The organism is Ligilactobacillus sp. UO.C109, assembly GCF_026847815.1.
In the GTDB taxonomy this organism is placed as follows: Bacteria; Bacillota; Bacilli; order Lactobacillales; family Lactobacillaceae; genus Ligilactobacillus; species Ligilactobacillus salivarius.
On record NZ_JAPSFH010000006.1, the window covers coordinates 326491 to 352271 of the forward strand.

General features: G+C 33.2%; 24 protein-coding genes and 1 other annotated feature. Of the genes, 9 read left to right on the top strand and 15 right to left on the bottom strand.

Going from position 1 to position 25781, the window contains the following annotated elements; all coding sequences use genetic code 11:
• Positions 1-123: 123 nt before the first annotated feature.
• The 6 genes from OZJ21_RS03065 to OZJ21_RS03090 all read right to left on the bottom strand — a co-directional run bounded on the left by OZJ21_RS03065 (position 124) and on the right by OZJ21_RS03090 (position 5546).
• Positions 124-924 carry a Cof-type HAD-IIB family hydrolase gene (locus tag OZJ21_RS03065; RefSeq protein ID WP_003709350.1) on the bottom strand — a complete coding sequence of 267 codons (801 nt, stop codon included), beginning with the start codon at positions 922-924 and terminating at the stop codon, positions 124-126.
• Between the two features lie 18 nt (positions 925-942).
• On the bottom strand, positions 943-1599 hold the full coding sequence (locus tag OZJ21_RS03070) for a histidine phosphatase family protein (protein WP_034984177.1): 657 nt from the start codon (positions 1597-1599) through the stop codon (positions 943-945).
• A 118-nt stretch (positions 1600-1717) separates the two neighbouring features.
• Positions 1718-3628 carry a copper-translocating P-type ATPase gene (locus OZJ21_RS03075; RefSeq protein ID WP_095761300.1) on the bottom strand — a complete coding sequence of 637 codons (1911 nt, stop codon included), beginning with the start codon at positions 3626-3628 and terminating at the stop codon, positions 1718-1720.
• The gene (locus OZJ21_RS03080; RefSeq protein ID WP_095761301.1) at positions 3628-3891 is read right to left on the bottom strand and encodes a cupredoxin domain-containing protein; all 264 of its coding nucleotides are present in this window, start codon (positions 3889-3891) and stop codon (positions 3628-3630) included. Before OZJ21_RS03080 ends, OZJ21_RS03075 begins: the two co-directional genes overlap by 1 nt.
• 16 nt (positions 3892-3907) lie before the next feature.
• Positions 3908-4282: a cupredoxin domain-containing protein gene (locus OZJ21_RS03085; protein ID WP_003707451.1), complete on the bottom strand. Its 375-nt coding sequence runs from the start codon at positions 4280-4282 to the stop codon at positions 3908-3910.
• 121 nt (positions 4283-4403) lie between these two features.
• A complete protein-coding gene (locus OZJ21_RS03090) occupies positions 4404-5546 on the bottom strand; it encodes a glycerate kinase (RefSeq protein WP_095761302.1) in 1143 nt (380 codons plus the stop codon).
• Between the two features lie 238 nt (positions 5547-5784).
• Here OZJ21_RS03090 and OZJ21_RS03095 point away from each other — a divergent pair, with 238 nt between their 5' ends.
• From OZJ21_RS03095 to cysK, 5 genes are all read left to right on the top strand, one after another.
• Entirely contained in the window at positions 5785-6144 is a 360-nt protein-coding gene (locus OZJ21_RS03095; protein WP_041822969.1) for an ArsR/SmtB family transcription factor, read from the top strand.
• The gene (locus OZJ21_RS03100; RefSeq protein WP_098034406.1) at positions 6144-6833 is read left to right on the top strand and encodes a type 1 glutamine amidotransferase domain-containing protein; all 690 of its coding nucleotides are present in this window, start codon (positions 6144-6146) and stop codon (positions 6831-6833) included. The genes OZJ21_RS03095 and OZJ21_RS03100 overlap by 1 nt, the downstream gene beginning before the upstream one ends.
• 115 nt (positions 6834-6948) lie before the next feature.
• The gene (locus OZJ21_RS03105) at positions 6949-8763 is read left to right on the top strand and encodes a glycerophosphodiester phosphodiesterase (protein ID WP_268857432.1); all 1815 of its coding nucleotides are present in this window, start codon (positions 6949-6951) and stop codon (positions 8761-8763) included.
• A 270-nt stretch (positions 8764-9033) separates the two neighbouring features.
• Positions 9034-9840 carry a homoserine O-acetyltransferase/O-succinyltransferase family protein gene (locus OZJ21_RS03110; RefSeq protein WP_087448463.1) on the top strand — a complete coding sequence of 269 codons (807 nt, stop codon included), beginning with the start codon at positions 9034-9036 and terminating at the stop codon, positions 9838-9840.
• A 13-nt stretch (positions 9841-9853) separates the two neighbouring features.
• Entirely contained in the window at positions 9854-10777 is a 924-nt protein-coding gene (gene cysK / locus OZJ21_RS03115; protein ID WP_003705607.1) for a cysteine synthase A, read from the top strand.
• A 101-nt stretch (positions 10778-10878) separates the two neighbouring features.
• Here the strand turns inward: cysK and OZJ21_RS03120 are convergent, their stop codons facing one another.
• From OZJ21_RS03120 to OZJ21_RS03130, 3 genes are all read right to left on the bottom strand, one after another.
• Positions 10879-12495 carry a peptide ABC transporter substrate-binding protein gene (locus tag OZJ21_RS03120; RefSeq protein ID WP_113895958.1) on the bottom strand — a complete coding sequence of 539 codons (1617 nt, stop codon included), beginning with the start codon at positions 12493-12495 and terminating at the stop codon, positions 10879-10881.
• Positions 12496-12521: 26 nt separating this feature from the next.
• Positions 12522-13421: a proline iminopeptidase-family hydrolase gene (locus OZJ21_RS03125; RefSeq protein ID WP_113895959.1), complete on the bottom strand. Its 900-nt coding sequence runs from the start codon at positions 13419-13421 to the stop codon at positions 12522-12524.
• Positions 13422-13496: 75 nt separating this feature from the next.
• Positions 13497-13742 (bottom strand) — a binding site (T-box leader).
• Between the two features lie 141 nt (positions 13743-13883).
• On the bottom strand, positions 13884-15728 hold the full coding sequence (locus OZJ21_RS03130; RefSeq protein WP_160994034.1) for an FAD-dependent oxidoreductase: 1845 nt from the start codon (positions 15726-15728) through the stop codon (positions 13884-13886).
• A gap of 189 nt (positions 15729-15917) precedes the next feature.
• Here OZJ21_RS03130 and OZJ21_RS03135 point away from each other — a divergent pair, with 189 nt between their 5' ends.
• The gene (locus tag OZJ21_RS03135; protein ID WP_113895961.1) at positions 15918-16820 is read left to right on the top strand and encodes a LysR family transcriptional regulator; all 903 of its coding nucleotides are present in this window, start codon (positions 15918-15920) and stop codon (positions 16818-16820) included.
• 76 nt (positions 16821-16896) lie between these two features.
• Positions 16897-17937: a zinc-binding dehydrogenase gene (locus OZJ21_RS03140; RefSeq protein WP_003708877.1), complete on the top strand. Its 1041-nt coding sequence runs from the start codon at positions 16897-16899 to the stop codon at positions 17935-17937.
• A 56-nt stretch (positions 17938-17993) separates the two neighbouring features.
• Here OZJ21_RS03140 and OZJ21_RS03145 read toward each other — a convergent pair whose 3' ends face one another.
• The 6 genes from OZJ21_RS03145 to OZJ21_RS03170 all read right to left on the bottom strand — a co-directional run bounded on the left by OZJ21_RS03145 (position 17994) and on the right by OZJ21_RS03170 (position 24036).
• Entirely contained in the window at positions 17994-19292 is a 1299-nt protein-coding gene (locus OZJ21_RS03145) for an O-acetylhomoserine aminocarboxypropyltransferase/cysteine synthase family protein (protein ID WP_003708878.1), read from the bottom strand.
• Positions 19293-19307: 15 nt separating this feature from the next.
• Positions 19308-20159 carry a homoserine O-acetyltransferase/O-succinyltransferase family protein gene (locus tag OZJ21_RS03150; RefSeq protein WP_087249931.1) on the bottom strand — a complete coding sequence of 284 codons (852 nt, stop codon included), beginning with the start codon at positions 20157-20159 and terminating at the stop codon, positions 19308-19310.
• A gap of 29 nt (positions 20160-20188) precedes the next feature.
• On the bottom strand, positions 20189-21322 hold the full coding sequence (locus OZJ21_RS03155) for a 5-methyltetrahydropteroyltriglutamate--homocysteine S-methyltransferase (RefSeq protein WP_268857433.1): 1134 nt from the start codon (positions 21320-21322) through the stop codon (positions 20189-20191).
• Positions 21323-21700: 378 nt separating this feature from the next.
• Positions 21701-22459 carry an NADPH-dependent oxidoreductase gene (locus OZJ21_RS03160; RefSeq protein ID WP_160994031.1) on the bottom strand — a complete coding sequence of 253 codons (759 nt, stop codon included), beginning with the start codon at positions 22457-22459 and terminating at the stop codon, positions 21701-21703.
• 72 nt (positions 22460-22531) lie between these two features.
• Positions 22532-23275 (bottom strand): peroxide stress protein YaaA, encoded by a 744-nt coding sequence (gene yaaA / locus OZJ21_RS03165; RefSeq protein ID WP_003705620.1) that lies wholly within the window; start codon positions 23273-23275, stop codon positions 22532-22534.
• Between the two features lie 26 nt (positions 23276-23301).
• The gene (locus tag OZJ21_RS03170) at positions 23302-24036 is read right to left on the bottom strand and encodes a CPBP family intramembrane glutamic endopeptidase (RefSeq protein ID WP_087249927.1); all 735 of its coding nucleotides are present in this window, start codon (positions 24034-24036) and stop codon (positions 23302-23304) included.
• A 98-nt stretch (positions 24037-24134) separates the two neighbouring features.
• Between OZJ21_RS03170 and OZJ21_RS03175 the strand changes: the two genes are divergently transcribed.
• Positions 24135-24662 (top strand): acyl-CoA thioesterase, encoded by a 528-nt coding sequence (locus OZJ21_RS03175; protein WP_034982991.1) that lies wholly within the window; start codon positions 24135-24137, stop codon positions 24660-24662.
• A 157-nt stretch (positions 24663-24819) separates the two neighbouring features.
• A complete protein-coding gene (trxB, locus tag OZJ21_RS03180; protein ID WP_003705623.1) occupies positions 24820-25755 on the top strand; it encodes a thioredoxin-disulfide reductase in 936 nt (311 codons plus the stop codon).
• Positions 25756-25781: the final 26 nt, after the last annotated feature.

Sequence of the window (25781 nt, forward strand, 5' to 3'; positions counted from 1 at the left end):
TTTTATTGTTTAATTGTCACAAAATGATGGAGGCGACTGTGGTAAAGCGAATCCTCTTAGTGTCATAAAATTTCCTCGCTTTACTATTGTAATACTTCTAATTATACCGTAGTTTAGATTAACTTACATTAAATAGTCAGCTAAAACTTTTAATACTCCCGAATCATTATTATTAGGGGCGATTTTATCGGCTACCTTTTTCACTTCATCGCTACCATTTTCCATTGCATAGCTAAGTCCTGCAGCTTTTAACATCTCTAAATCATTTCCACCATCGCCAAAAGCTACTAAATCATCTAAGGTTAAATTCCAACTTGCTAGCATTTTTTCTAATCCGATAGCTTTATTGACATGTGGCAAGATTAAATCAAAATTTCCAAAACCACTTGAAGTAGCAAAAACTCTTCCTGCAAATTTTTTGTTAATTTCATCAACCGTTGATAAAGTTTTTTCTTTAGGAACATCAACTGTAAATTTGAAAAATACATCATCAGGAAGTTGCTCGAAGCTATCAACAATTTTATGCTTAGGTAAATAATATTTCATCATCTTAACAAATTTTGAATCTGAATTCTTTTCTAGATATGCATTTTCTTTCCCACATAAAGCTGGTGTTAATTCTGGTCTTTGTGCCATAAAGTCCACTAACTCTTCAACTAAACTTCGGTCCAATTGCTCATAACTTAGATCTTTCCCATCATCTACCAAATACATTCCATTTTCGGCAACAAAGGACATATCTTTCCAATATTCAGTAAAATCTAATCTCGTTCTTTCAAATTGATTACCACTAGCTACAATAAAATGAATATCCCTTTCTTTCATCTTATTTAATAACTCAGAAAATAATTTTTTATTATAGCTTTTATCATCTCTTAAAAAGGTTCCATCCATATCAATTGCTACAGCTTTAAAAGGTATCATCTAATAATCCCACCATCTCTAATCTATTTTATTATATTCTTCAATTTCAATATCATTTTCTGTTACTTTTAACTTAGTAATTGACCCATTCTGAGGATAGTTTTCCCCAACATTAATATTATCTCCATATTTGTCAGCCAAACTGGCAATTGTACTACCATGACACACCAATAAAACAGTTTCTCCATCTTTATGATTTTTTCTTAGATAGTCAAAGCCTGAATCTATTCTCTTCCAGTATGTCTTACTATCTTCACTTTCATGAAATGGATCAGTCTCATGCATAAAATCCTTAATCTCATCTAAAGGATACTTATTTACAAGCTCTTTAAATGAACCTGCCCCATGCGCTGCACCAATTAGCATCCATGTTTGTGGTGAATCACTACCTTCAAAATAACCATACTTTTGTTCACGAAACTCCATCATTGCTTGCGGTTCTTTTAAATCACCTGATACCTTATTTTCACTCAAAATATACTCACAAGTACGAATTGCTCGCATTGTATCTGAACTATACGCTTTATCAAACTTAATATTTTCTAGGATTTTACCCGCTCGCTTACCATCTTGAATTCCCTTTTCAGTCAATGGTGAGTCTACCCATCCTTGCATCTTCTTATAACGATTCAATAATGTTTGCCCATGGCGTACAATGTAAACTGTTATTGCCATTTTATCACTTCCTAAATTTAAACTCATTGATTCTATTATATCACTTTTTAAAGCGGTTACTTTAGTTGATAAAATTTTACAAAATAAAAGACTAGAGAAATTCCCTAGTCATTAATTTTTATGCAATTTTTACCCTATTCAACATCAAAGAACTTATCATTACGGATATAGAGCTAAATGCCATTGCTAATCCTGCTAATTCCGGACTTAGAGTTAAACCAATGCCAGAAAAGATCCCTGCTGCCACTGGAATTCCCAAGCCATTATAGATAAATGCCCAGAATAGATTTAACTTAATGCGATTAAAAGTCTTTTCACTCATCATTAAAGCTTTGACTACGTCTTCTAGGTCATTTTTCACTAAGACAATGCCACCAGATTCAATTGCAATATCTGTTCCTGCTCCCATAGCAATCCCAACATTAGCTGTTGTTAAAGCTGGTGCATCATTAATTCCATCACCGACAAAAGCAACATTTCTTCCCTGATCTTGCAGCATTTCAATATGATGTGCCTTATCTTGTGGTAAAACATCCGCTATCACTTCATCAATTCCTACTTCGTTGGCAATAACTTCTGCTACTTGTTGATTATCACCCGTTAACATAACTGTTTTTAGCCCACGTTTTTTCAAATCACTAATTGCCTTAGCTGAAGTTGCCTTTGGAATGTCTTGAATTGCAATTAAACCTATGACTTCATCATTTTTACCTACAACTACAACTGTCTTTGCATCAGATTGTAAGTTCTTCATTTGTGCTTGAAGTTTTTGAGATATATTCCAATCCTCAATAAGCTTAGTGTTTCCCACGACTACTCGTTGCTCATCAATTATACCTGTAATTCCTTTTCCTTCAACTGCTGTAAAATTATTTACTTCAAATAATTTTATCTGTTGTTCTACTGCTTTATCCATAATTGCAGTGGCTAATGGATGCTCAGAATTTTTTTCTAAGCTAGCAGCAATTTGTAATATTTCATCTTTATTACCGATAATATCTGTAACTTTAGGCTTACCTTCAGTAATTGTACCTGTTTTATCAAAGACTACTGTATCAATTTTATCAGTTGCTTCTAGTACTTCACCGTCTTTAATAAGAATTCCCATCTTTGCACTACGTCCGGTTCCTACCATTAGAGCTGTTGGAGTTGCAATTCCCAAGGCACATGGACATGCAATAATAACAACTGATACCGCAAATAACAATGAAGTAACATTACTATTTCCTAAAAATACATACCATACCAGGTAAGTAAGAATAGCAATAATTAATACTACCGGTACAAAGATATTTGCAATCTTATCCGCTGTTTTTTGAATTGGAGCATGACTATTTTGAGCTTTTTTAACCATTTCAACAATCTGAGCTAACATTGTATCTTTACCTACTTTATCAGCTTTGAAAAGGAAAGTTCCAGTATTATTCAACGTTGAACCAATAACTTTATCGCCCACTTTTTTCGTTACTGGCATACTTTCACCTGTTATCATTGATTCATCTACTGTCGAACTTCCTTCGATTATTTCTCCATCTACAGCTATCTTTTGACCAGGTTTCACACGAATAATGTCGCCTACTTTTATATCATCTAATGGCACCATTTGAGACTTACCATCTACTATTACTTCAGCTTCTTTAACTTGTAAGTTTAATAATTTTTCAACTGAACTATTAGCATTGTTTCTCATCTTTTCTTCAAAAACTTGACCTAACAAGATGAATGTTATAACAAAAGCTGCACTCTCAAAAAATACATCTTGACCTGTAAACATCGCATAAATACTATACACATAAGCTGTAGCTGTTCCAATTGCTACCAATGTATCCATATTAGCATGATGATTTTTAAAAGCCGCCCATGCACTATGAAGGAATGGTCTTGCTGAAATTACCATTACAATTGTTGTTAAAATAAACATTGTATAGGTATGTCCTGGCAACATCCAACCAAATGGCTTTAGTATCATTTCAAAAAACATTGGTAATGAAAATATTAACGAAATCCAAAATCTTACTCTAATCGTCATTACTCAATCACTACCTTACCCTTAAACATATTCATGCCACAAGCAAAATCAATTTCACCTGCTTTACTCGTATCTAAATCAAATTCTTGTGGTTCATTTAGTGGTAAATCTTGCTGTTTAACATTCAAAGCTGGGATATTTAATTGATCTAGACATCCTTTATCGCTAATTCGATTAAACACTAATTTAACTGGTTCTCCAACTTTAACCTTAACTTCACTTGGTTTGTATCCACCATCTACTGTTATTTCTACTCTATTCATAATTGATTCCTACTTTCTATTTAATAATTACTTTTCCATGAAACATATTCATGCCACAAGCAAAACCATATTCACCTGCTTTATCGGTATTAATTTCTATTTTAGTGTTTTCATTTTCTGGCAACATTTTACTAATACCAAAGTCAGAGAATACAACTTGTTCCAAACAACTAGAAGGATCTTTACGGTAAAAATTAATTACCGCTGGAACTCCCTTTTTAAGTACCACTGTTTCTGGCGAATAACCACCGTCAACTTTAACTGTAACTTCTTGAACATTATCTGCAACATCAGCTGTAACAGCCTCTTTTTCATGTTTTCCAAAAAACCACCATGAAATAAAACCGATTAAAGCAATCCCTATTACTAAAACAATAATTTTTGTAATCATAGGCTCACTCCTTTTTAATTTACATTTGTAATCACAACTATATATTAATCTTAAGAATTATAGTTGTCAATAAAATAAAATATACTGACCTAAGTTTTTTTACTTATGCCAGTATATTTTTTTAATTTATGATACTCGATATTAATCGGGCAATATTCTCAGTTGTTCTTTCTACGTTTTGTGGACCTTTTTCTAAAGACTCTTCTATACTTTCGGATTTATCTACAATTCCAAAAATTGCAGATATTCCTATATCGTACAGTTCCTCGATTCTTTCCCCTAAGTATCCTGCTTCAGCAAAAACCGGTTTTTGATATTTTTTAGCAACTTGTGCTACTCCAAATGGGGTTTTTCCATATTTAGTTTGAAAATCCATCCCGCCTTCACCGGTAAATACATAGTCTGCTTGAGATATTTTTTCTGCTAGTTCAACTGTATTAGCTACTACTTCCACACCAGATTGTAGCTTAGCATCTAAAAATGCTATTAAACCAGCTCCTAAGCCTCCTGCAGCACCACTGCCTGCAATGTCTTCTACATCTTTATCTAGATCCTTTCTTAATATCTCGGCATAATGTGATAATCCTTTATCCAATAATTCAACTTCATCCTGAGTTGCACCTTTTTGTGGTCCAAATACTGCTGCAGCACCATTTTTACCAGTTAATGTATTTTCTACATCGCTAGCAATAATGAAGTTTACATTTTTGATTCGTTTATCCATGTTTTCCGTTGAAATTTTATCAATCTTAGTAAGACCTCTACCAGTTGGCTCAATATTATTTCCATATTTATCAGTAAATTTCACCCCTAAGGCTTGGGCCATACCTATACCGCCATCAACGGTTGCGCTTCCACCAATTCCTATAATAACAGTTGATACTCCCTTATCTAGTGCTGCTTTTATTAATTCTCCAGTACCATAAGTAGTAGTTGTCAGAGGATTTCTATATCTAGGTTCTACTAACATTAATCCACTTGCTTGAGCCATCTCGATTACAGCTGTCTTCTCATCACCTAAAATTCCATAATACGCCTTTACTTTCTGTTCAGGTAAAGGTCCTTGAACTTCAATATACTCTTTATGACCATTTGTAGCATCAACTAAAGATTCCACTGTACCTTCTCCACCATCTGCCATTGGTACATGTATAATTTCTGCATCGCTAAAAACCTTTTTTACACCTTTTTCCATAGCAACGCATACTTCTTTAGCCGTCATGCTTTCTTTAAAAGAATCTGGTGCTAACACAAATTTCTTCATAATCATTACCTCACTAATTTAAATAATACCATTTTTGAAGCTATCTTAAAAAACGTAAATCTTTATTCTCCATACTTAATTATTTTAGTTAAACAATAAGATCTTCCAAATAATTAATATTCTTAGTCTGCTTATTCTTTCGTCTCGATTTTCTTTCTCAATATCTATTTTCCTTGAAAATATGATTGTTGAATGGTTTAATTTGATTAACGAATAAGATGTAGGAAGGACTTTTATTATGACTAAAGAAGAAAAAATGGAACAAATCAAGCTCAGTTTTGAAAATCTATCTCAACTATTCGAAGTATTAGGCGATCAAAATCGACAACATCTCATCTATACTCTCTTTTCTCTTCCTTGCAAGTCCAAAGGTGGTGTCCGCGTTGGAGAGATTACAGAAAAGACACACCTTTCTCGACCTGCTGTTTCACACCATTTAAAACTACTGAAACAAGTTGGGATTGTCGGCATGAGAAAAGAAGGTACTAAGAATTTCTATTATTTGGAAACTAATACTCAACAATGGCATGATCTTTCCAAATTATCACAAGATATCATCTCTTTGATTCAAGAAATCAACTTGGAGGGCAACAATTAATGAAAAAGATATTAATTATTCTAACTAACACCAGATACTATGGTAATAGTAAAGATAAGACAGGTTTGTGGTTAGCTGAAGCTGCTGAATTTGTCTATAAAGTGCAAGAACATGGCTATCAAGTTGATTATGCCAGTGTTAATGGTGGAGAAGTTCCTCTAGATCCTCGTAGTTTAAAAAGTACTTATCGTTCTAAAGAGATTGATGAAATTTATTATTCTAATGATTTTCAAAATCGCGCTTTAAAACACAGTTTAAAAGTTTCTGATCTTGATCCTCAAGACTATTTTGCAATTTACTATACTGGAGGTCATGGAGTATTATGGGATTTTCCTAATCAACCAGCCCTTAGCTCTATAACTAATAGCATCTTTAAGCAAGGTGGCTTCATTATGTCAATCTGCCACGGATTAGCTGGACTCGTTACAATTAAAGATGATCAAGGTAATTATTTGATCAATAACAAGAAGATCACTGGCTTTACTAACTTTGAAGAAATTCTCAGTGGCAAATTACTTAAAGTACCATTTTTAACTGAAAACCAAGCTAAGAAAGCCGGAGCTAAATTTGTTCAAAAAAGACCTTTTGCTAGTTTTGCAGTTCAAGATGGACAATTTATTACGGGTCAAAACCCTATGTCTGGCTTCTCTGTTGCAGACCTTTTAATAAAGAATTCCCCTAAATATTAAATCTTATCTCTTTTAAGCAAATGACCATAGCCTTTCATTTGCTTATTTTTATGGTCAGAAAATTCACTATGTTATAATTAGACCGTAGAAAATATATTTAAGGGAGGCGCTTATTTTGCAACAAATTCGTTCAGATTTGCAATTTATCGATCACTATATCAATGTTTTCAAACGTAGTTGGGGAAGCTACTTGTTTTTCTTTTTAGGGATTAATTTGTTTATTGAGGCAATTGTTATCCCCATTTTTACGTTTTTAACTAGTTGGATTTTAAAGTTGAGTCATATTCCATATGTTTCATATACTAATATTTTAGAAATTATCACTCATCACCCTGTTGGATCATTGGCTCTCATTTTAGAGCTAGTTCTAATAGTTGGTGTAATTTTCTTCCAATTTACATTTTTACTAACAGGTATTACTAATATTTCTAGGGATAATTTTTCACTTAAAGAAGTTTGGTTTACTTCTTGGGAACGTTTAATTCAACTCCGACCAACAAGTATTCTATTCTTCATTGGATATTTTGTCCTTATCATGCCCTTTGCTAATTTAATTTTTAAAACACCTTTATTAAATAAGGCAAAAATTCCAGCATTTATTATTGATTTTTTGTTAACTAAATGGCAATTTGCTCTATTATTAGCAATTGCTTACCTAATTATTTTTTACCTAGGACTTAGATTACTATATACTCTTCCTTTAATGATTATTCAAAATTATCATACTCGCGAAGCTGTGTCTAAAAGTTTTAGTCTAACTCGACACCAAAATCTTGCGAACCTTCGCAGAATGCTTGTTATTTCTATTTATTTTGGCATCATTTCTGCAGTTGGATATTTACTAATTATATTTCTTCAAGCTGGTTTTGATAAATTTCCCAAACCCTTTGACTTAATTATGGCTATTATCATGCTAGCAATTATACAAATTTTTAGTACTTTTATTGCTACACTTGTTAGTTTTCTTTTACTTCAAATGACTTTACCAACTGAAGTATTTAAAGGACATCCTACTTTTTACCATACTAATCGCATTAATCAACGTAAGAAAAAAATTAGAGTTACTACTATTGTCCTAATTAGCTTTATCACTCTACTATCTTTAACTAATAACTATTTTTATTTACATAACAACGATACTCCACCACTTCGCATTTCACATCGAGGTGTTGATGATGGGAATGGTGTTCAAAATACAATACCTGCTATGGCTGCAACCATTAAAGAACATCCTGATTTTATTGAAATGGACATTCACGAAACCAAAGATCATCAATTCGTTGTTATGCATGACGAAAACTTAAAAAATCTTACAGGTGTTAATAAAGCTCCTTACCAATTAACTTTAGCTCAAATTACAAAATTAATAGCTCACGAAAATGGTCACTCAGCTCATGTAGTTAGTTTTGATGATTATCTAGCCTATGCCAATAAGCATCACCAGAAGTTATTAATCGAGATCAAAACTACTCCACATGATTCAAAAAATATGATTGATATCTTTTTAAAAAAATACCAAAAAGATATTTTAAAATATCATCATGAAGTTCATTCTTTAGACTATAATGTTGTCAGACAAATTAAGTCTAAAGCTCCAGAAGTATTTGTAAGTTATATCTTACCTTACAACTTCACTTATCCTCAGACCCCTGCCAATGCATATAGTATGGAGCAATCTACATTAACTGATTCTTTTATTATCGAAGCTCTTTTTAACCAACAAAAAGTGTATGCTTGGACCGTCAATACTGATAGTGAGATGAATAGAGTTTTATGGTTAAATACTGATGGAATTATTACAGACAATCTTTCATCCCTAGATGGTAAAATAACTGATTTTTACGATGATCCTTCTTATACTAATATGATTTTTAACTACATTACAGTTATCCCTTATAATAATTCAATGACTAGTGAAGCTAGTGTGTAAGCGTAACAATTGACAGCTAACTTTTCGTAAGTTATAATTCAAGTAACTTATTTGTCGGAGGTAATACTAAATGTCTAATAAATATCAAGTAAAAACAGATATTTGTTGTTGTGGATTGTGCCCTATGCCATCCACCATTTAGTATGCATGTATTCTTTTGGTAGATATCAAGGCACAGGACAATCTTATCTTTGTTCTGTGCCTTTTATTGTTTTAAATACATAACCGATAAAGTAAGTTAAAATTTTAGTGTAGAAAGAAGTGGTAAGAATGTCGCGGCAACCATTGAAAATTGGAATTTTAAATCTTATGCATGACAAAGAAGATACTCAAAAAAGATTTTCTAGAGTCTTAAGAGATACAGGTGAAAATTTAGAAATAACTTATTTCTATCCTGTTAACCATTATAAGAATCGTGAAGTTCCAGAATTAGTGGCTAAAATATCTCAACCATTAGATTTAAAATTAATTCGTCAGATGGATGCTTTCATCATTACAGGTGCGCCCTTAGAAAAATTACCATTTTCAGATATTACTTATCTTGATGAATTACAGGGACTAATGGATGCTTTAGAAAAGCAAAATATCTCTCAACTCTATGTTTGCTGGGGTGGTATGGTTGCTCTTAATTACTTCTACGGTATTCATAAAGAAATGTTAGATGCTAAACTTTTTGGTATTTATCCACAAAAAGTTACTAACCAAAGTAATTTACTTAAGGGTTTAACTAGTGGTTTCTTGGCACCGCATGCACGTTACGCTGAAATGAATAAAGATGACATTCTTTCATCTAAAGACTTAATTATTAATGCTTATTCATCAACCGGACATTTATTCTTAGTGTCTGCAAAAAATAAGCCTCAACACTTCTTATTCTCACACCTAGAATACGGTCCTAATGCCTTTATAAAGGAATATCACCGCGAATTAAATGCTCGAGGAGGTGATGCTGTTGGCTTGGCAAAACCAACAGGATACTTTAAGGATGATAATAATATGAGCCAACCCCAATTTACTTGGGAAAATACACAAAAAAAATTCTTTAAAAATTGGATTACTACAATAACTAATCATTAAAGGAGGACTCCCTATGTCAAAAATTTATAATTCTATCTTAGATACTATTGGAAATACACCTATCGTGAAATTAAATCATGTTGTACCTGAAGATGCTGCTGATGTTTATGTAAAACTTGAATTCTTTAATCCTGCAGGTTCAGTTAAAGATCGAATTGCTTTAGCAATGATTGAAAAAGCTGAAAAAGATGGCATTTTAAAACCAGGTGATACTATTGTTGAACCAACTTCTGGTAATACTGGTGTTGGTTTATCTGCAGTAGCTTCTGCTAAAGGCTATCATTTAATTATTACTATGCCTGAAACTATGAGTGATGAACGTAAAAAATTAATGCGTGCTTATGGCACTGAACTTATTCTCACACCAGGATCTGAAGGTATGGCAGGCTCCATTGCTAAAGCTGAAGAATTAGTTCAAACTAAGGGTTACTTCATGCCTATGCAATTTAAGAACTTAGCTAACCCTGAAATTCATGAACTTACAACTGGTAAAGAAATTGTTGCTGCTTTTGGTAGCGATAATTTACCAGACGCTTTTGTTGCTGGTGTAGGTACTGGTGGTACTCTAACTGGAATCGGTCGTGCTCTAAAGAAGGCTTCTTCTGATGTAAAAGTATATGCTCTTGAACCTTCTGAATCTCCACTACTCAAAGAAGGTAAAAAAGGTGCACACAAAATTCAAGGTATCTCTGCTGGCTTTATCCCTGATACTTTAGATCGTGAAATTTATGATGATGTTGTAGAAGTTTCAAGCGATGAAGCATTTGAAACTGCACGTGAAGTTGCTAAAAAGGAAGGTTTCCTACCTGGTATCTCTGCCGGTGCTAACATTCATGGTGCCATTGAATTGGCTAAAAAATTAGGTAAGGGTAAGAAAGTTATTACTGTCGCTCCTGACAATGGTGAACGTTATCTTTCTACAGCTTTATATCAATAAAATATAATACACAAAATAATAATCGCTAAAGATTACGTAATTAAAACGTTAATCTTTAGCGATTATTTTAGTTTAGAGATCTAAATCTCAATCTTTATTTATTACTTACCGAAGTATGCTCTTGTGTAGTCTGTTTCACCTACTGAATGCCACATAACACCCTTTAAGTTGCTATTTACTAAGTGACTTTCTGTCATTGTATACAATGGTACTACTGGCATGTCATCATTTAATTGTTTTTGCATGTTTCTCATATTTTCCCAATACTTATTAGTATCAGTACCATTTTGCTTAGCTAATTCCAATTGCTTGTTGTAGTATTCACTAGCATATTTACCATAATTTTGTGGATTAGTCTTAGATAATACATCGAAATCACTGATTGGATCTGCAAAATCAGCTAACCACAAAGTATAATTCATATCAAAATTACCGTTGCTTACTTTATCACTAGCACTCTTGGCAGGGACAGATACTACATCCACTTCTGCACCTTTTAATTTTGTTTCAACTTGTGATTGAACAAATTGACCTACATTCTTAGAAATTGTTTGATCATCTGTAACAAGTGTCAATGTTACTTTCTTCTTATTAAGTTCCTTCAAACCTTCATTCCATAATTCTTGACCTTTTTTCAAATCATAAGTTGTAGAAGGCTTCATTTCTGTTGCAAAGTCTTTGTTTGTAGTAGGATCTTTAGCTAATCTAGGAGCAACATAAGTATCTCCTGCTGTTGATCCATCACTTAGTACTTTATTAGCTAATTGTTTTCTATTTAAAACTAGATACAAAGCTTGTCTTAATTTTTGATTTTGGAAAGCTTTATTATTTTGTAGATTTAGTCTTAAATAATATGTTCCTGCTCTATATACATGCTTCAGATCTTTATCTTTTTGCAAACCTTGAGCTGTAGTTCCTGTAACTAATGCATCATCTAACTTATTATCTTGGAACAATTGGTGAGCAGTATTTGAATCTTTAACTACTTGCATAGAGATTTTCTTCAGATGAACATCTTTCTTATCATAGTAGTACTTATTACGTGTTAAATCCCAACTTTCATTAGTACCGGTCCAACCTGTTACCTTAAATGGTCCGTTATATACTAATCTTGTACTTGAAGTACCATATCTTTTTCCTTCTTTATTAACGTATTTTGTACTTTGTGGGAAGAAAGCTGGCATTACCATCATTTGACTAAAGTAAGGCATTGGATACTCTAACTTAACTTGAAGTGTAGTGTCATTTAATGCTTTTACACCTAAGTCAGAAGCTGGCAATTCACCACTTGAAACTTTAGTAGCATTTTTGATTCCAGTAAATATGTAGTTATATCCTGATTTAGCTGATGGACTTGCTGATCTTCTCCATGAAGTTACAAAATCTTGAGCTGTAACTTTAGAACCATCAGACCACTTAGCATCTTTTCTGATATGGAAGGTATAAGTCTTTCCATTGTTAGTTGGTTTTACAACTTTTGTAGCCATCGCTGCTACTGGCTTACCATTTTTGTCCATTCTATATAGACCTTCCATTGACTGAACCAGCACATTCCATTGAGGCAAAGTTGCTACATTAGAGTTATCCAACGATTGAATTTCAGCTGTTTGCATTAACTTTAATGTGTCCTTTGAACTATTCTTTCCTGAACACGATGCTAGTAAGAATGTGCCTGCTAAAACAACTGGAACTAATCGCAATACTTTCTTGAATTTCATATTCTCATCTTCTCCCTTAATCGTCACTATTCTTTTCCAAATGTTCCGTCTTCTACTTCTGATACAAACTTGTATAAGCTCTTGAAGAATGCTTCTGGATTATCTTCATTGTGGCAATGTCCACCGTCCGGAGTTAATACCAATCTAGAGTTTGGTAAAGTATCTTGCATTCTTCTAGCTACATCTAATGGCATTGTGTCAAATTCACCAAATGTCAATAAAGTAGGTACTTTTACATTTGCTAACTTATCTCGTACACTCCAACCATTCAAAGTTCCTACCATCACAAATTCATTATTTCCCTGGAAATAATTGTATACATCTGTTGCCATTGTATTGACCATATGTGAAACTTTTGGATGTCTAGTAACATATTTAGCATAGAGCTTTTTCAACAATTCTTGATACATTGGATCATCAAAATTTTCAGCTTCTTCAACATCTTTCATATATTGAACTTCTAAACTATTAAACATTTCTTCTCTTAACTTGTTGATATGAGCTGTATATTCTTCAATATTGTCAATCATACTAAAAACAACTAAGCCTTTTAAATGTTCTCCGTATTTTAAAGCATATTCTTGTGCTAGAAGTCCGCCCCATGAATGACCAACTAAATAAAAATTATCTAATCCCAATTTTTTTCTAACTTCTTCTAGTTCTTCCAAATAATAATCAAGCGTTAAATAATGTTTATTTTCTTCCAAAGAAAAGTCTGGCTGATCTGAATAAAACGAACCTAATTGATCGTAGGTATAAACTTCTACACCTTTATCATTTAAATTTTGAGCAAAGTTTTCAAATTCTTCATGATTTCCTCCAGGGCCACCATGTACGCATAACATCTTAACGGGACTTTCCCCTTCCTTTCGAGTAAATAGATGGTATCCATTATCTAGTTCTAAAAGTTTTGTTCCTTGTCTCATTAGTAATTCACCTCATAATTTTATTGAGAAAAATTATTAAGCAATTAAAAACGCCCTATAGAAGTAATTAAACTTCTATAGGGCGTTTCCGCGGTACCACCTATTTTTATTGATCAACAAAAATTAATCAACATCTCTTTTCACGTGCGGCTTAGACTTCTCTAAGCGATACGCTAGTACGTTAAAGGGTACAACCTAAAAACACTCTTCGCATTTTCAGCTCTAAGGTGATATTCGTAAACTTCCATACTGTTTTCTTACACCAACCGAAAACTCTCTTTAAGCGTAAAAATTTACTACTGTCCTCGTCATTGCTATTAATCTCTCTATTCGTTGTCATCATATTAACACTTTTTTATAATCTGTCAACTACGTTTATTCATTTTTTTATTATCTTAATCTAATAAAAAAGTCCAAAAAAATCGTATTACTTCACTATTTTTTGGACTTCAATTTTTTCAATTAAATTTTATTCATCGCATCTTTTACAGCTTCTTTTAAAGCCCTGCTTGTTGCTGATGCTCCTGAAATGCTATCAACATCGTAAGTATTCTTACTAATCATTTCTTTTGGCATACTCTCAATTGCTTGGGCTCCAATTCCAGTTTCACTTTGTTTTAGAATCTCAATATCTTTTAATTTTTTATCATCATCTACTGTAATTCTAACTACAACTTCGTTACCTACACCAGCATTACTTCTTCCTAAATATTGGTTTGCACCTACCATATAAGTTTCTTTAACATCTAAGTCACTACCTAAATTGACCTTTTTTTCAGTTTGAGATGCTGAAGATACAGCGTCCATTTCTTCTGTTGTATGTTCAAAAACTTCTTCTTTAACACGAGCTGCATTTAAGCCTGCAATTTTACCAAAAATTAAGCATTCAGCAATGTTTTCTCCAGCTTGATAACGTCCAGCAGAAATACCACCGAGTTCTCCGGCTCCATAAAGATGTGGAATAGGTGTACCATCATTGGACAAAATTTCAGCACGTGCATTACGGCGTGGCCCACCTTGTGTATTTAAAACTGTTTGTGATACTGATAAGGCATAGTATGGACCCTCAGCATCAAATGCTTGCATCGTTTCTGAATTACGGTGGAATGCATAATCCTTTCTTTCAGTTGCAAAGAAGTTAAACTCTGCCACTTGTTCTTGCAATTTTTCTGGTACAGCACCTATCTTTTTAGCTAATTCTTCTAGTGTGTTAGCTTCAATCACCATATCTAGTGCTTGTGGGTAGATACTTGTCTCTTTATCTGCAAATTTTTCGTATTGTTTTTTATCAAAAATAATATGTGGATGATGATTATTTTGTGGAACTTTCCAATAACCATGACTATAAACATGGCCATGTCTATTAGTCATATCTTCAGGATAATAGCGTGTACCATCATCTCCTGCAAGGAAGACACTGCCGTCATAAATAGCTTTCCAATCTCCCAAAATTAATTTACCACGTTTACCTGTTGGAACTGTAAATGCTAGTCCATGGAGCATTCCTAAAGATTCATAGTTATTCATGTGCCATAAACTAGCACCGACTTCAGTTGCCATCTTAATTCCGTCGCCCTTATTATATAAGGTTCCTAGTGGCACTAACTTGGATGCACCTAAGTAATCTTCTAACATTTCTGGGTTATTTTCGAAACCACCAGTAGCCATAACTACACCATTATTGGCTTTGATATTTCTCAATACATGATCACGTTCAATTTGAACCCCTATTACAGTTTTTGTTGCAGGATCTTGAATTAAATGACGAGCTGGTGAACTAAACCATACATCGATCTTATCTGAACGATCAACTACATTTTGTCTTAGCATCTTCCACAAAGCACCATCAAAGAATCCCAAACTAACTGATAAAATATCATGATGTTCACTACCTTCAAATTCTGGATATTCCACTGTATTATCAATAATAGCTTTCCTCAATGCTGCGAATTTAGGATTATTCCAATAATCGCGCTTATATTGATAAGGTTCCACACCTAAATGTTCTTTCAGATATTTAGCCATATTTGCCATACCTTCAACATAAGTATCTGCTATTTCTTGGTCCAGTGTCATCGGGTCTGTTAGAGCTGCGAAATATTTCTTTTCAGCTTCAAAGTCATCACTTGCACTGATCATTTGAGCAGAATAACGAGTGTTACCACCTTCATTGCCTTCAGGAGCAGCATCAACTAATAAAACTTTTGCTCCTTCATCTGCGGCAAATCTAGCTGCTGTGGCTCCAGCTCCACCAAACCCTAAAACAACTACATCATACTCAGCATTCCAATTATTTACTTTAACCATCTAAAATTCCTCCTTATAGGATTTATCAAGTTATATATTTCACATATATAATTATAAAATACTATAGGTATAAAAGTAATCGTTTTCTAATTTCTATTAATCATGTTATTATAACTTTAGGTTATGATTAAAAATTTAGTTAATCATAAAAATTTTAATGACTATCACTGTTATATTGGAGAATACGTTATGAGTTTTGAAATTAATCATATTAAATATATCCAAGCCATTGTTGAAAATGACTTCAATGTTACTGCAGCGGCTCATAAAATACATATCAGTCAACCCGCTCTCAGTAAATCAATAAATTTAATTGAAAGCGAATATCATGTGCATATTTTTACAAGAGATAAGCATCGCTTAGTTGGACTAAGTCAACAAGGTAAAATTCTCTATGCCATAATGTTAGATATTCTAGAGAAATACGAAGAATTAGAAAATGAATTGCGTCAACTTGGAACTGAACCTTCGCTTATTAAATTTGGAGCTATTGCTAGTACCCCACAAATTTTATTTCCTGGCCTCTTCATTGATTTTGAAAGTACACATCCTAATATCCACATTGAAATTATTGAGGATGGTGGTGTAAATATCCTACATGATTTCTTACAAAAAAAATTTGATTTTGCTTTACTAGTTAATCCTTTTGAATTACCACCTGATTTAGCTGATGTGCGTTTAGTTGCTGAAGATGAGATTGTGGCCTTTCTTCCCCTAGGACATCCTCTTACTTCAAAGGCAATACTAACTTGGGAAGATCTAGCTGAATATCCGCTTGTCTCTTTATCAGACAAATACCAGACCTACTTTAAAGTAATGGAACAATTTAGAATACGTGGACTAGAGCCTCATTTTGCATACACATCATCTTCATGGCAATATCTAACAGATGCTATTCAACGCAATTTTGTAATTACTTTAATGCCATCGCTAGTCCCAACATTTTCCTCTACTGATAACATTATTATTAAACGAATTAAAAATCCTGCATCATTTAATTTGTTTTTAGCCAGATTAAATAAAAAGCACTATTCTAAAGAAAATAAACTTTTCTACGACTTTCTTAATCAACATTTACCAAAATTAAAGTAACTTTTTCTTGCCTTGGAGTTAACTCAAAGGTTTAGAATTTAACTGTAGAATAGATTTAAAAAATGAGGTGTCTTCAATGAAAAGTGCAGTTTTTGAAAATAAGGGTAAAGTCAGTTTAGAAGAAATTAGCAAACCTACAATTCAAGATAGTGGTGATGCTATTATCCGCGTTATTCGTGCATGTGTTTGTGGCTCTGATCTATGGGCTTATTCTGGATTAGACAGTAAAGAAACACATTCCGTTAATAGTGGTCATGAAGCATTAGGCATTATTGAAGAAGTAGGCTCTGATGTAACAACTGTAAAACCTGGAGATTTTGTGATTGTTCCATTTACACATGGATGCGGTCATTGTGCAGCTTGTTTAGCAGGTTTTGATGGTGTATGTCAAGATCATGAAGATAATTTTAGCGTTGGTTTCCAATCTCAATATATTCGTTTTGCATATGCTCAATGGGCTTTAGTTAAAGTTCCTGGTAAACCCGAAGATTATAGTGAAGGAATGTTGAAATCATTACTTACTCTATCTGACGTTATGGCTACTGGTTATCATGCTGCTCGAACAGCTCATGTTAAGCCTGGAGATAAAGTAGTTGTTGTCGGTGATGGAGCTGTTGGTCAATGTGCTGTTATTGCAGCTAAAATGTTAGGTGCATCTCAAATTATTATGATGAGTCGTCATAAGGATCGTCAAGATTTAGCTTTGGAATTCGGTGCTACTGATATTGTTGCTGAACGTGGAGCAGAAGGTATTTCTAAAGTTATTGCTCTAACTGGTGGAACTGGTGCTGATGCTGTTCTCGAATGTGTAGGCGCTCAAGCATCTACTGAACAAGCTATAGGTGTTGTCCGTCCTGGTGGTTTTATTGGTAGAGTTGGTCTACCTCACGGAAAAGATATGAACCCTGCTACTACATTCTATCGTAACGTTACTCTAGCTGGTGGTCCTGCTTCTGTTACAACTTATGATAAAAAGGTTTTACTTAAAGCTGTACTTGATGGACAAATCAATCCTGGAAAAGTTTTTACTCATAGTTATAGTCTTGGTGAAATTAATCAAGCTTATAAAGATATGGCAGATCGTAAGACTATTAAATCACTGTTAGTCATCGATTAATCATAAAAAAATACTGGTAATTGCATGATTACCAGTATTTTTTATAACTTATATTTTTAATCTTTCAATTTATCCAAAGCTTGAGCGAAGTCATCAATTAAATCATCTGCATTTTCAATTCCAACTGAAATTCTTAACAATTCTGGTGTTACTCCAGCTGCTTTCAATTCTTCGTCACTTAATTGTGCATGTGTTGTTGAAGCTGGATGAATAATTAAAGATTTAGCATCCGCAACATTTGCTAATAGAGAAAATAGTCGTAAATTTTCAATTAATTTCTTACCATCTTCTTTACCACCTTTTAACCCTAAGGTAAAGATTGAGCCTACACCCTTAGGGAAATATTTCTGTGCCAAATTATAGTATGGGCTGTCCTCTAACTCTGGATAATTGATCCATGCTACTTCTGGGCGAGACTTCAAGAATGAGATTAGTTTTCTTGTATTTTCAACATGACGTTCTACTCGTAAGGATAATGTTTCTAAACCTTGTAATAGTAAAAATGAGTTGAAAGGACTAATTGTAGCACCAGTATCTCGACCAATTTCAGCTCGTACCTTAGTAGTGAAAGCTGCGCCTTTGATATCTGCAAATTTCAACCCTTCATATTGTTGATTAGGTTCTGTGCAGTCTGGATAACGTCCACTAGCTTCATAATCAAAATCTCCCTTTTCAACAATTACTCCACCCATGGTTGTTCCATGACCACCAATAAATTTTGTAGCAGAATGTACGACAATATCTGCTCCATGTTCAAGTGGGCGTACTAAGTATGGTGTTCCAAAAGTATTATCAACAATAAAGAGAATACCGTATTTATGAGCGATTTTCCCAATCTCTTCAAAATCAACTAAATTAATTCCGGGATTTCCAATACTCTCTACATAAATTGCCTTAGTCTTATCATTAATTGCTGCTTCAAAGTTTGCAGGATTATCAGGATTTACGAAATTTGTTTTAATCCCTAATCGTTTTAAAGTAATACTAAATAAGTTATAAGTACCACCATAAAGTGTGCTAGCAGCAACAATTTCATCACCTTGTCCTGCAATATTCAATATCGCATATGTAATAGCTGCTGATCCAGTTGCTAATGTTATACCTGCACTTCCTTTTTCCAACGCTGCCACTCTTTTATCAACCACATCAGTGGTAGGATTTGTTAACCTAGTATAAATATTTCCTGCATCTCTCAATGCAAATCTATCCGCTGCTTCCTGTGCATTCTTAAAAACATACGATGTTGTTTGGTAAATAGGCACTGCTCTTGATCCTGTCTCATCAATTGTTTGTCCAGCATGTACTTGTAAAGTTTCGAATCTATCTGTTGCTTTTGTTTGATCTTGAATTGTCATAATTATTCCTCTTTTCTAAGTTGTATGAATTAGGTTTAACCAGTTCGTATATAGTTTGACACTACTTTGAACCCACTGATTAACTATCTGATTATTTCGATAGTAATTATTAGGTTTACTAATTGGTTTTCCCTTTTCTGAATCCCGTCGATATTCTCTATCTAACGTTCTTGTATCATATTCTGGATGACCAGTAATAAACAAATTCTTTTGATCTGTAGTCGCTAATAAAAACGCTTCTACTTCCTGACTCTTAGCTAATACCTGCAACTCATCAGGTAATTTTGCCGGTAAGATTAATTTAGTATGTCGAGACTGTGGCATTCGAATTGGTCCCCCACTTCCAAAACCTAATAAAAAGGAACTATTCATGTTTATTTTTTCTGCTTGATAAACTCCAAATAATTTAGAAACTAAAGGTGACTTATCAATATCAAATTTTACTTTCAAAGCTGCTTGACTAGCCCAACATTCAAAAATCGTATAAATTTTTGTTTGTCTACTCCATTCAACCAACTTTTGAAAATCATCCCAATAATCTACTTCTGTGAAATCCAGATGTTCTACTGGTGCCCCCGTAACTATTAGTCCATCAAAGTTTTGCTGTAAAACCTTGCTTAAGGGCAGATAATGTTTCTTTATAATCTCACTATTACCATGATGAAAATGATGACTATCAGGATATGCAAAAGTCACTCTACAATTAATTTTTGTTTTTTCCAATAACTTTAAAAATTGTAATTCTGTTGTTTCCTTAGTTGGCATTAAATTTACAATTAATATTTCTAAACTTTGTTTATCATCCAGTTTATTTTTCCATTGTTTTTGTGCTAAAGCTATTCCATTTACAGCTTGTACTGTCATCATTCTCACCTTCTTTTAGTAAAAAATTTATTTTAATCTCCCCAAACTTCCTTAGCAGTCTCAATTACTAATTTCAGTTTGTTTTCTTGATCTTTTTCTGTAAGTTTATTTCCTTCTTCCGTTGAGGCAAATCCACACTGTGTACTTAATGCTAAATTATCTAAATCAACATATTTAGTTGCTTCCTGAATTTTTTGTTTCAATTCATCTTTATCCTCTAATTCAGGTTTTTTACTAGTTACTAGTCCTAATACCACTCTTTTACCAGCCGGAACAAATCTCAATGGTTCAAAGTTACCCGAACGTGCATCGTCAAATTCTAAGAAATATCCATCATAGTCTGTGGAAAATAAATCTTCTGCAACAGCTTCATATCCACCTGAAAATAACCAAGAAGATGCATGGTTTCCACGACATACATGAGTTGTAATTATTAAATCATCAGGCTTATTCGCTAATGCACTATTGATAATTTCTTTACTAATTTTTGTTGCTTCTTTGGGATCAATACCTTTTTCTAATAAAGATTCACGTTTATTTTTATCAACTAAAAACGCCCAATTTGTATCATCAAATTGTAGATATCGACAACCTAAATCATAAAAAGCTTTAATTGCATCAGCATAAGTTTGCGATAAGTCCGCATAGAATTCTTCTACGTTGGGATAAATTTCTTTCAATTTTGAAGAACCATCGTTAGCTAAAATTTCCTGACGATATAACATTGTTGGACTAAGAATTGTAGCTTTAGCTATGAGATTTCTTTTATCTGCAACTTCTTTAAGATAAGAAAAATTCTTCAAAAATGGATGATCGGGATTAAATTTTACTTTCCCTACTACTCGAACATTATAAGCAGGTGCATCAGTCCCTTTAAATTGTTGATTATATCCTGTTTGTGGAACATATCCTTCTACTCCATCTAAATTTTCTAGAAAGTCAATGTGCCACCAGCCTCGATTAAATTCTCCATCTGTCACAGCCTTTAGCCCCACTTCTTTTTCTTTTTCCACCAACTCATCGATTAGTCTATCTTCAATTTCCTTTAATTCATTTTGAGAAATCTTTCTCTCTGAAAAATCTTTGCGTGCTTTTTTTAATTCTTCAGGTCTTAAAAAACTTCCTACAATATCATAATGTGCTAAATCTTTAATCGTCTTTGTCATAATTTTTTCCTACTTTCTTTCGTATAAAAATAAAAAAATCCCTAGAACAACAAATGTTGTTCTAGGGACGTGTCATCATCTTATTCACGTGTTACCACCCGTTATTCGATACTACCTCACAGTAATATCCTCACTAAGTACACTATACAAGCTATACTCGTTCGCTATAACAGGCGACCCCTGTTATCTGCTTGCCATGGCTCACAGATAATCTAGCTCCAAGACCATCTTCATTAAGCTTTCAACACATCGCATCTCACCATTCACGACTCTCTTTAGTGATACTCACATTAATTACTCATCTTTTCTTAGCTATTTCTAATTATTATGCCATAATAATATCTTTTCTATTATCTGCTGTCAACCCTAAATTATAAATTAATTAAAATCTAGTGCTAACCCCTGACTATGAATAGCTTCTACAATGTCATCACGTTTATTTTGATGTGTATTCAATTTTTTTCCGTTAATTTGATTAGTAAATGAATCAATTCTTCGATTAGCATCACGTAAATCATAGTATGTTTGTACTATTTCATCGTAATCTTTCAGCTCACTAACTTCAAAATCACGTGGATATTCATTTTCAAAAGTTGTAAATTCTAATGGAAGTCTTGGCTTTAATTGTGGTTCTTGATCTGGTACACCAATTTGTAAGCCCAAAGCTGGGTATGTGAGTTCTGGTAAATCTAATACTTTTAACATTGCTTTAGGATCATCATTAACCGTCCCTAAAGGTACTATTCCAAGTCCCATACTCTCAGCAGCATTAATTACATTTTGGACTGCTAACATTGTATCTTGAAATGCTTGAAAGAAAATATCCATTGTATGCAAGCGCCCATCATCATTTCCCATTTGTTTGCGAATTTGTTTATTTCGATATAAATCAATGACAAAAATAAATAAATCACCGTTAGCTCCTACGTATTTTTGACCTGTTATTTCTCTAATTTGTTTACGTTTCTCCTCATTAGTAATATGTAAGATGCTAAATTGTTGCATAAACATACTAGTAGCTGTATGTCTAGCTACTTCATATAAAGTCGTTAATTGTTCTTCTGACAAAGTTTGATCTTTAAAAGCCCTAATTGCACGATGATTTAGTTGATGTTTAATTGTTTCATTTTCAATCATAAAGCCCACCCTTTGCTAACTATTTATAAGTATAGTGTAACACACTTATACTTTGTTTCACGTGAAACGTACTTAGTTTTTAATGAACACTAATTCAGTATCAGTTGAAAATTGAGGTCCATATTGATATCCATTTACTGAAAAGTTCTTTATTTCATCAATTTCTTTAATATTATTTTCTAAAATATACCTTACCATATCACCACGTGCTTGCTTAGCAGCTGTTGCCTGTTGTACATATTTACCATTCTTTTCCTTTTTAAACGAACAAATGATGAATTTATCTTGAGGCTTTAGATATCTCTCAATGGCTTTAGAATACTCTTTAGAAGCTAAATTTACTACTAATTCATTATCTCTATATAATTCTTGATATATACTGTCACCCCAAAATTGATATAGAGTATGTTGATCATTAATATCTACTTTTGCCTGCATTTCTAATCTATATGGCGTAATACCATCCATCGCTCCTAAAATTCCATAAAATCCTGATATGATATATAAATCTTTTGCTGCTCTTTGTAGTGCTTCTTGCGTAAAAACTTGTGGTCCCATTGCTTGATATTGAATCCCTGAATATGCCATAACTGCTGGTGTTAAGTTCTCATCTAAATTCATATCTTGAATTCTATCATAGTTAAGTTTGGCAATTTTATCATTACATTTCCAAATATTTTTTAATTCATCATAGTTTTTACTCTTTAACCATGTTAATAACACTTCTGCTTTGTCTTTAAATATTGGTAATTTACTAATATCAAAGCTGTCCGTATCTTCTACCATTTTCTTAGCTGGAGAAATTATTATTTTCATTTAGGTTATTTCCCTTCTACATTATTCTATGCTACTTTTTTCTTGATAATTCGCCATGCAATAAATCCTAATATTATCCAATATAGCACTGAAGAAATAATCATCGCTATAGTACCTGAATCTTGCTCAGTAATTGTACCTGTTACTGCAATAATCCAAAAATCATTCAAAAAATGAATAAAAATCGTTCCAAATAAATTTTTATATACTAAATATATTACCCCAAAAAGCATCCCTATTGCTGCAGCCGCTATAACTTGATTAATAGTAGGTAGTAGTCCTTGCCTAAAAAGATTGATAAAATGTAACATTCCAAATGCTAGACCTGAAGAAATCGCACTTATCCATATTCTTCTTTTTTCCTCTACTTTGTTTAAATCATTATAAATACATTTACTAATAATACCTCGACATATTACCTCTTCAACTATTCCTGCTTGTAAGGATACCATTAATGCCAGTGGAAGATTTTTTACATTACCTATAACAATTAAAATTGTGATAATTGCTAAAACTGTAGCCAATATTATATGTCTCTTAAAAAAGCTAAAAGTAAATTTAAAGTCGATTTTTATTCCTATATATTTTTTATTAAGCCATAAAAATAACGCACATATCACAAAATTAATTATTACAGAGGCAAATGTCTTACTATTACTGGAATTTAAACTTAATAACTGAACTATTCTTCCACTAATAACCAGTAACACTGCATATAGCCCCACTAACCCTACTGGAATTACAAATGTCTTCTTTTCCATAGTTTCATTCCTTTCCACTATCTATTTTAAATCTATCATTTTTATTCTTAATAATCTAATTTCAATCATTAACTGTTATAATTATATGTGTAATTTTTATGAAAGGGTTGTTATACTTGGAAGATTTAACATGTAGACAAACTCTAGCTATTACTAGCCATCGTGTTTTAGCTAGTGATTTAAATGAACATGAAACCGTATACGGTGGTAGACTCTTAGAAATGTTAGATGGCACTGCCTCTATTTCCGCTATTCGTCTTGCTAGAGCCAGCAATGTTACAGCATCAGTTGATGAACTTAATTTTTTAGCACCATTTATCCTTAATGATTCCTTATGTATCGAATCATACGTTAGTGGCGTTGGCTCCCGCTCAATTGAAGTTTTTGCGAAAATTATCGGTGAACATTTAACCACTGGCGAAAGATTTTTAGGATTAACGGCATTTTTAACTTTTGTTGTACCAGATAAACAAATCATTCTACCCCAAGTTACTCCTATAACTGAAGAAGAAAAAATTATTTGTGCTGGATACAAAGACCGTAAACTAGAAAAAACTAAAAAATTCGCTCGTCAAAAAGAATTAAATCAGCATATATCTTTACATTTACCTTGGGATAAGAATTAGTAAGCAAACATGTTGCAAAATATAATATCTTGTATTATATTATTACTTGTAAAAAGTAAGCAATATTAAATTGGTATTTCAAGACTTACTTTACTTCAATTATTAATAAGTATGATATGATAGTTAAGATAATTAAAAAGAAAGAAGGTATCACTGAATGTCTGACAAATACGATGTAATTGTGATTGGGGCTGGCCCTGGCGGTATGACAGCTGCTTTATATGCCTCTCGTGCTAATTTAAAAGTAGCTATGCTTGACCGTGGCGTATATGGCGGTCAAATGAATAACACAGCTGAGGTTGAAAATTATCCTGGTTTTAAATCTATTTTAGGTCCAGATTTAGCTGAAGAGATGTTCCAAAGTTCTACACAATTTGGTGCCGAATTTGTCTATGGTAATGTTGAAGATCTTACCGTTGATGATAATGGCATTAAGCATGTTAAGACTGATGATGGCGAGTTGGAAGCACCCGTTGTTATTATTGCCACAGGTTCTCAATATCGCAAATTAGGTGTTCCTGGTGAAGAAAAATATAGTGGTCGTGGCGTATCTTACTGCGCTGTCTGCGATGGTGCTTTCTACCGTGATAAACCCGTTGTAGTTATTGGTGGCGGCGATTCTGCCGTTGAAGAAGGTATGTATCTTGCTAAATTAACATCTTCTGTTAATGTAATTCATCGCCGTGATGAGTTACGTGCACAAAAGATTTTACAAGATCGTGCTTTTGCTAATGATAAAATGCACTTCACATGGGATACAATTGTAACTGAAATTATTGGCGATGATAAAAAGGTTACAGGCGTAAAGACTCATAATAAAAAAACTGGTGAAGATGGTGAAATCGAAGCCAATGGTGTATTTATCTACGTTGGCTCAGTTCCAATGAGTGAACCATTCCAAAAACTTGGCATTACTGATGATAAGGGCTGGATTGTAACTGACGATCACATGGCAACAAGTGTTCCAGGTATTTTTGCTATTGGTGATGTTCGTTCTAAGTTCCTACGTCAGATTACAACAGCTGTTGGTGATGCAGGTATTGCAGGGCAAGAAGCATTTGCTTATATCGAAAGCTTGAAAGATAAAAATTAATGAATTACAAAAAAGGTAGTGATTTT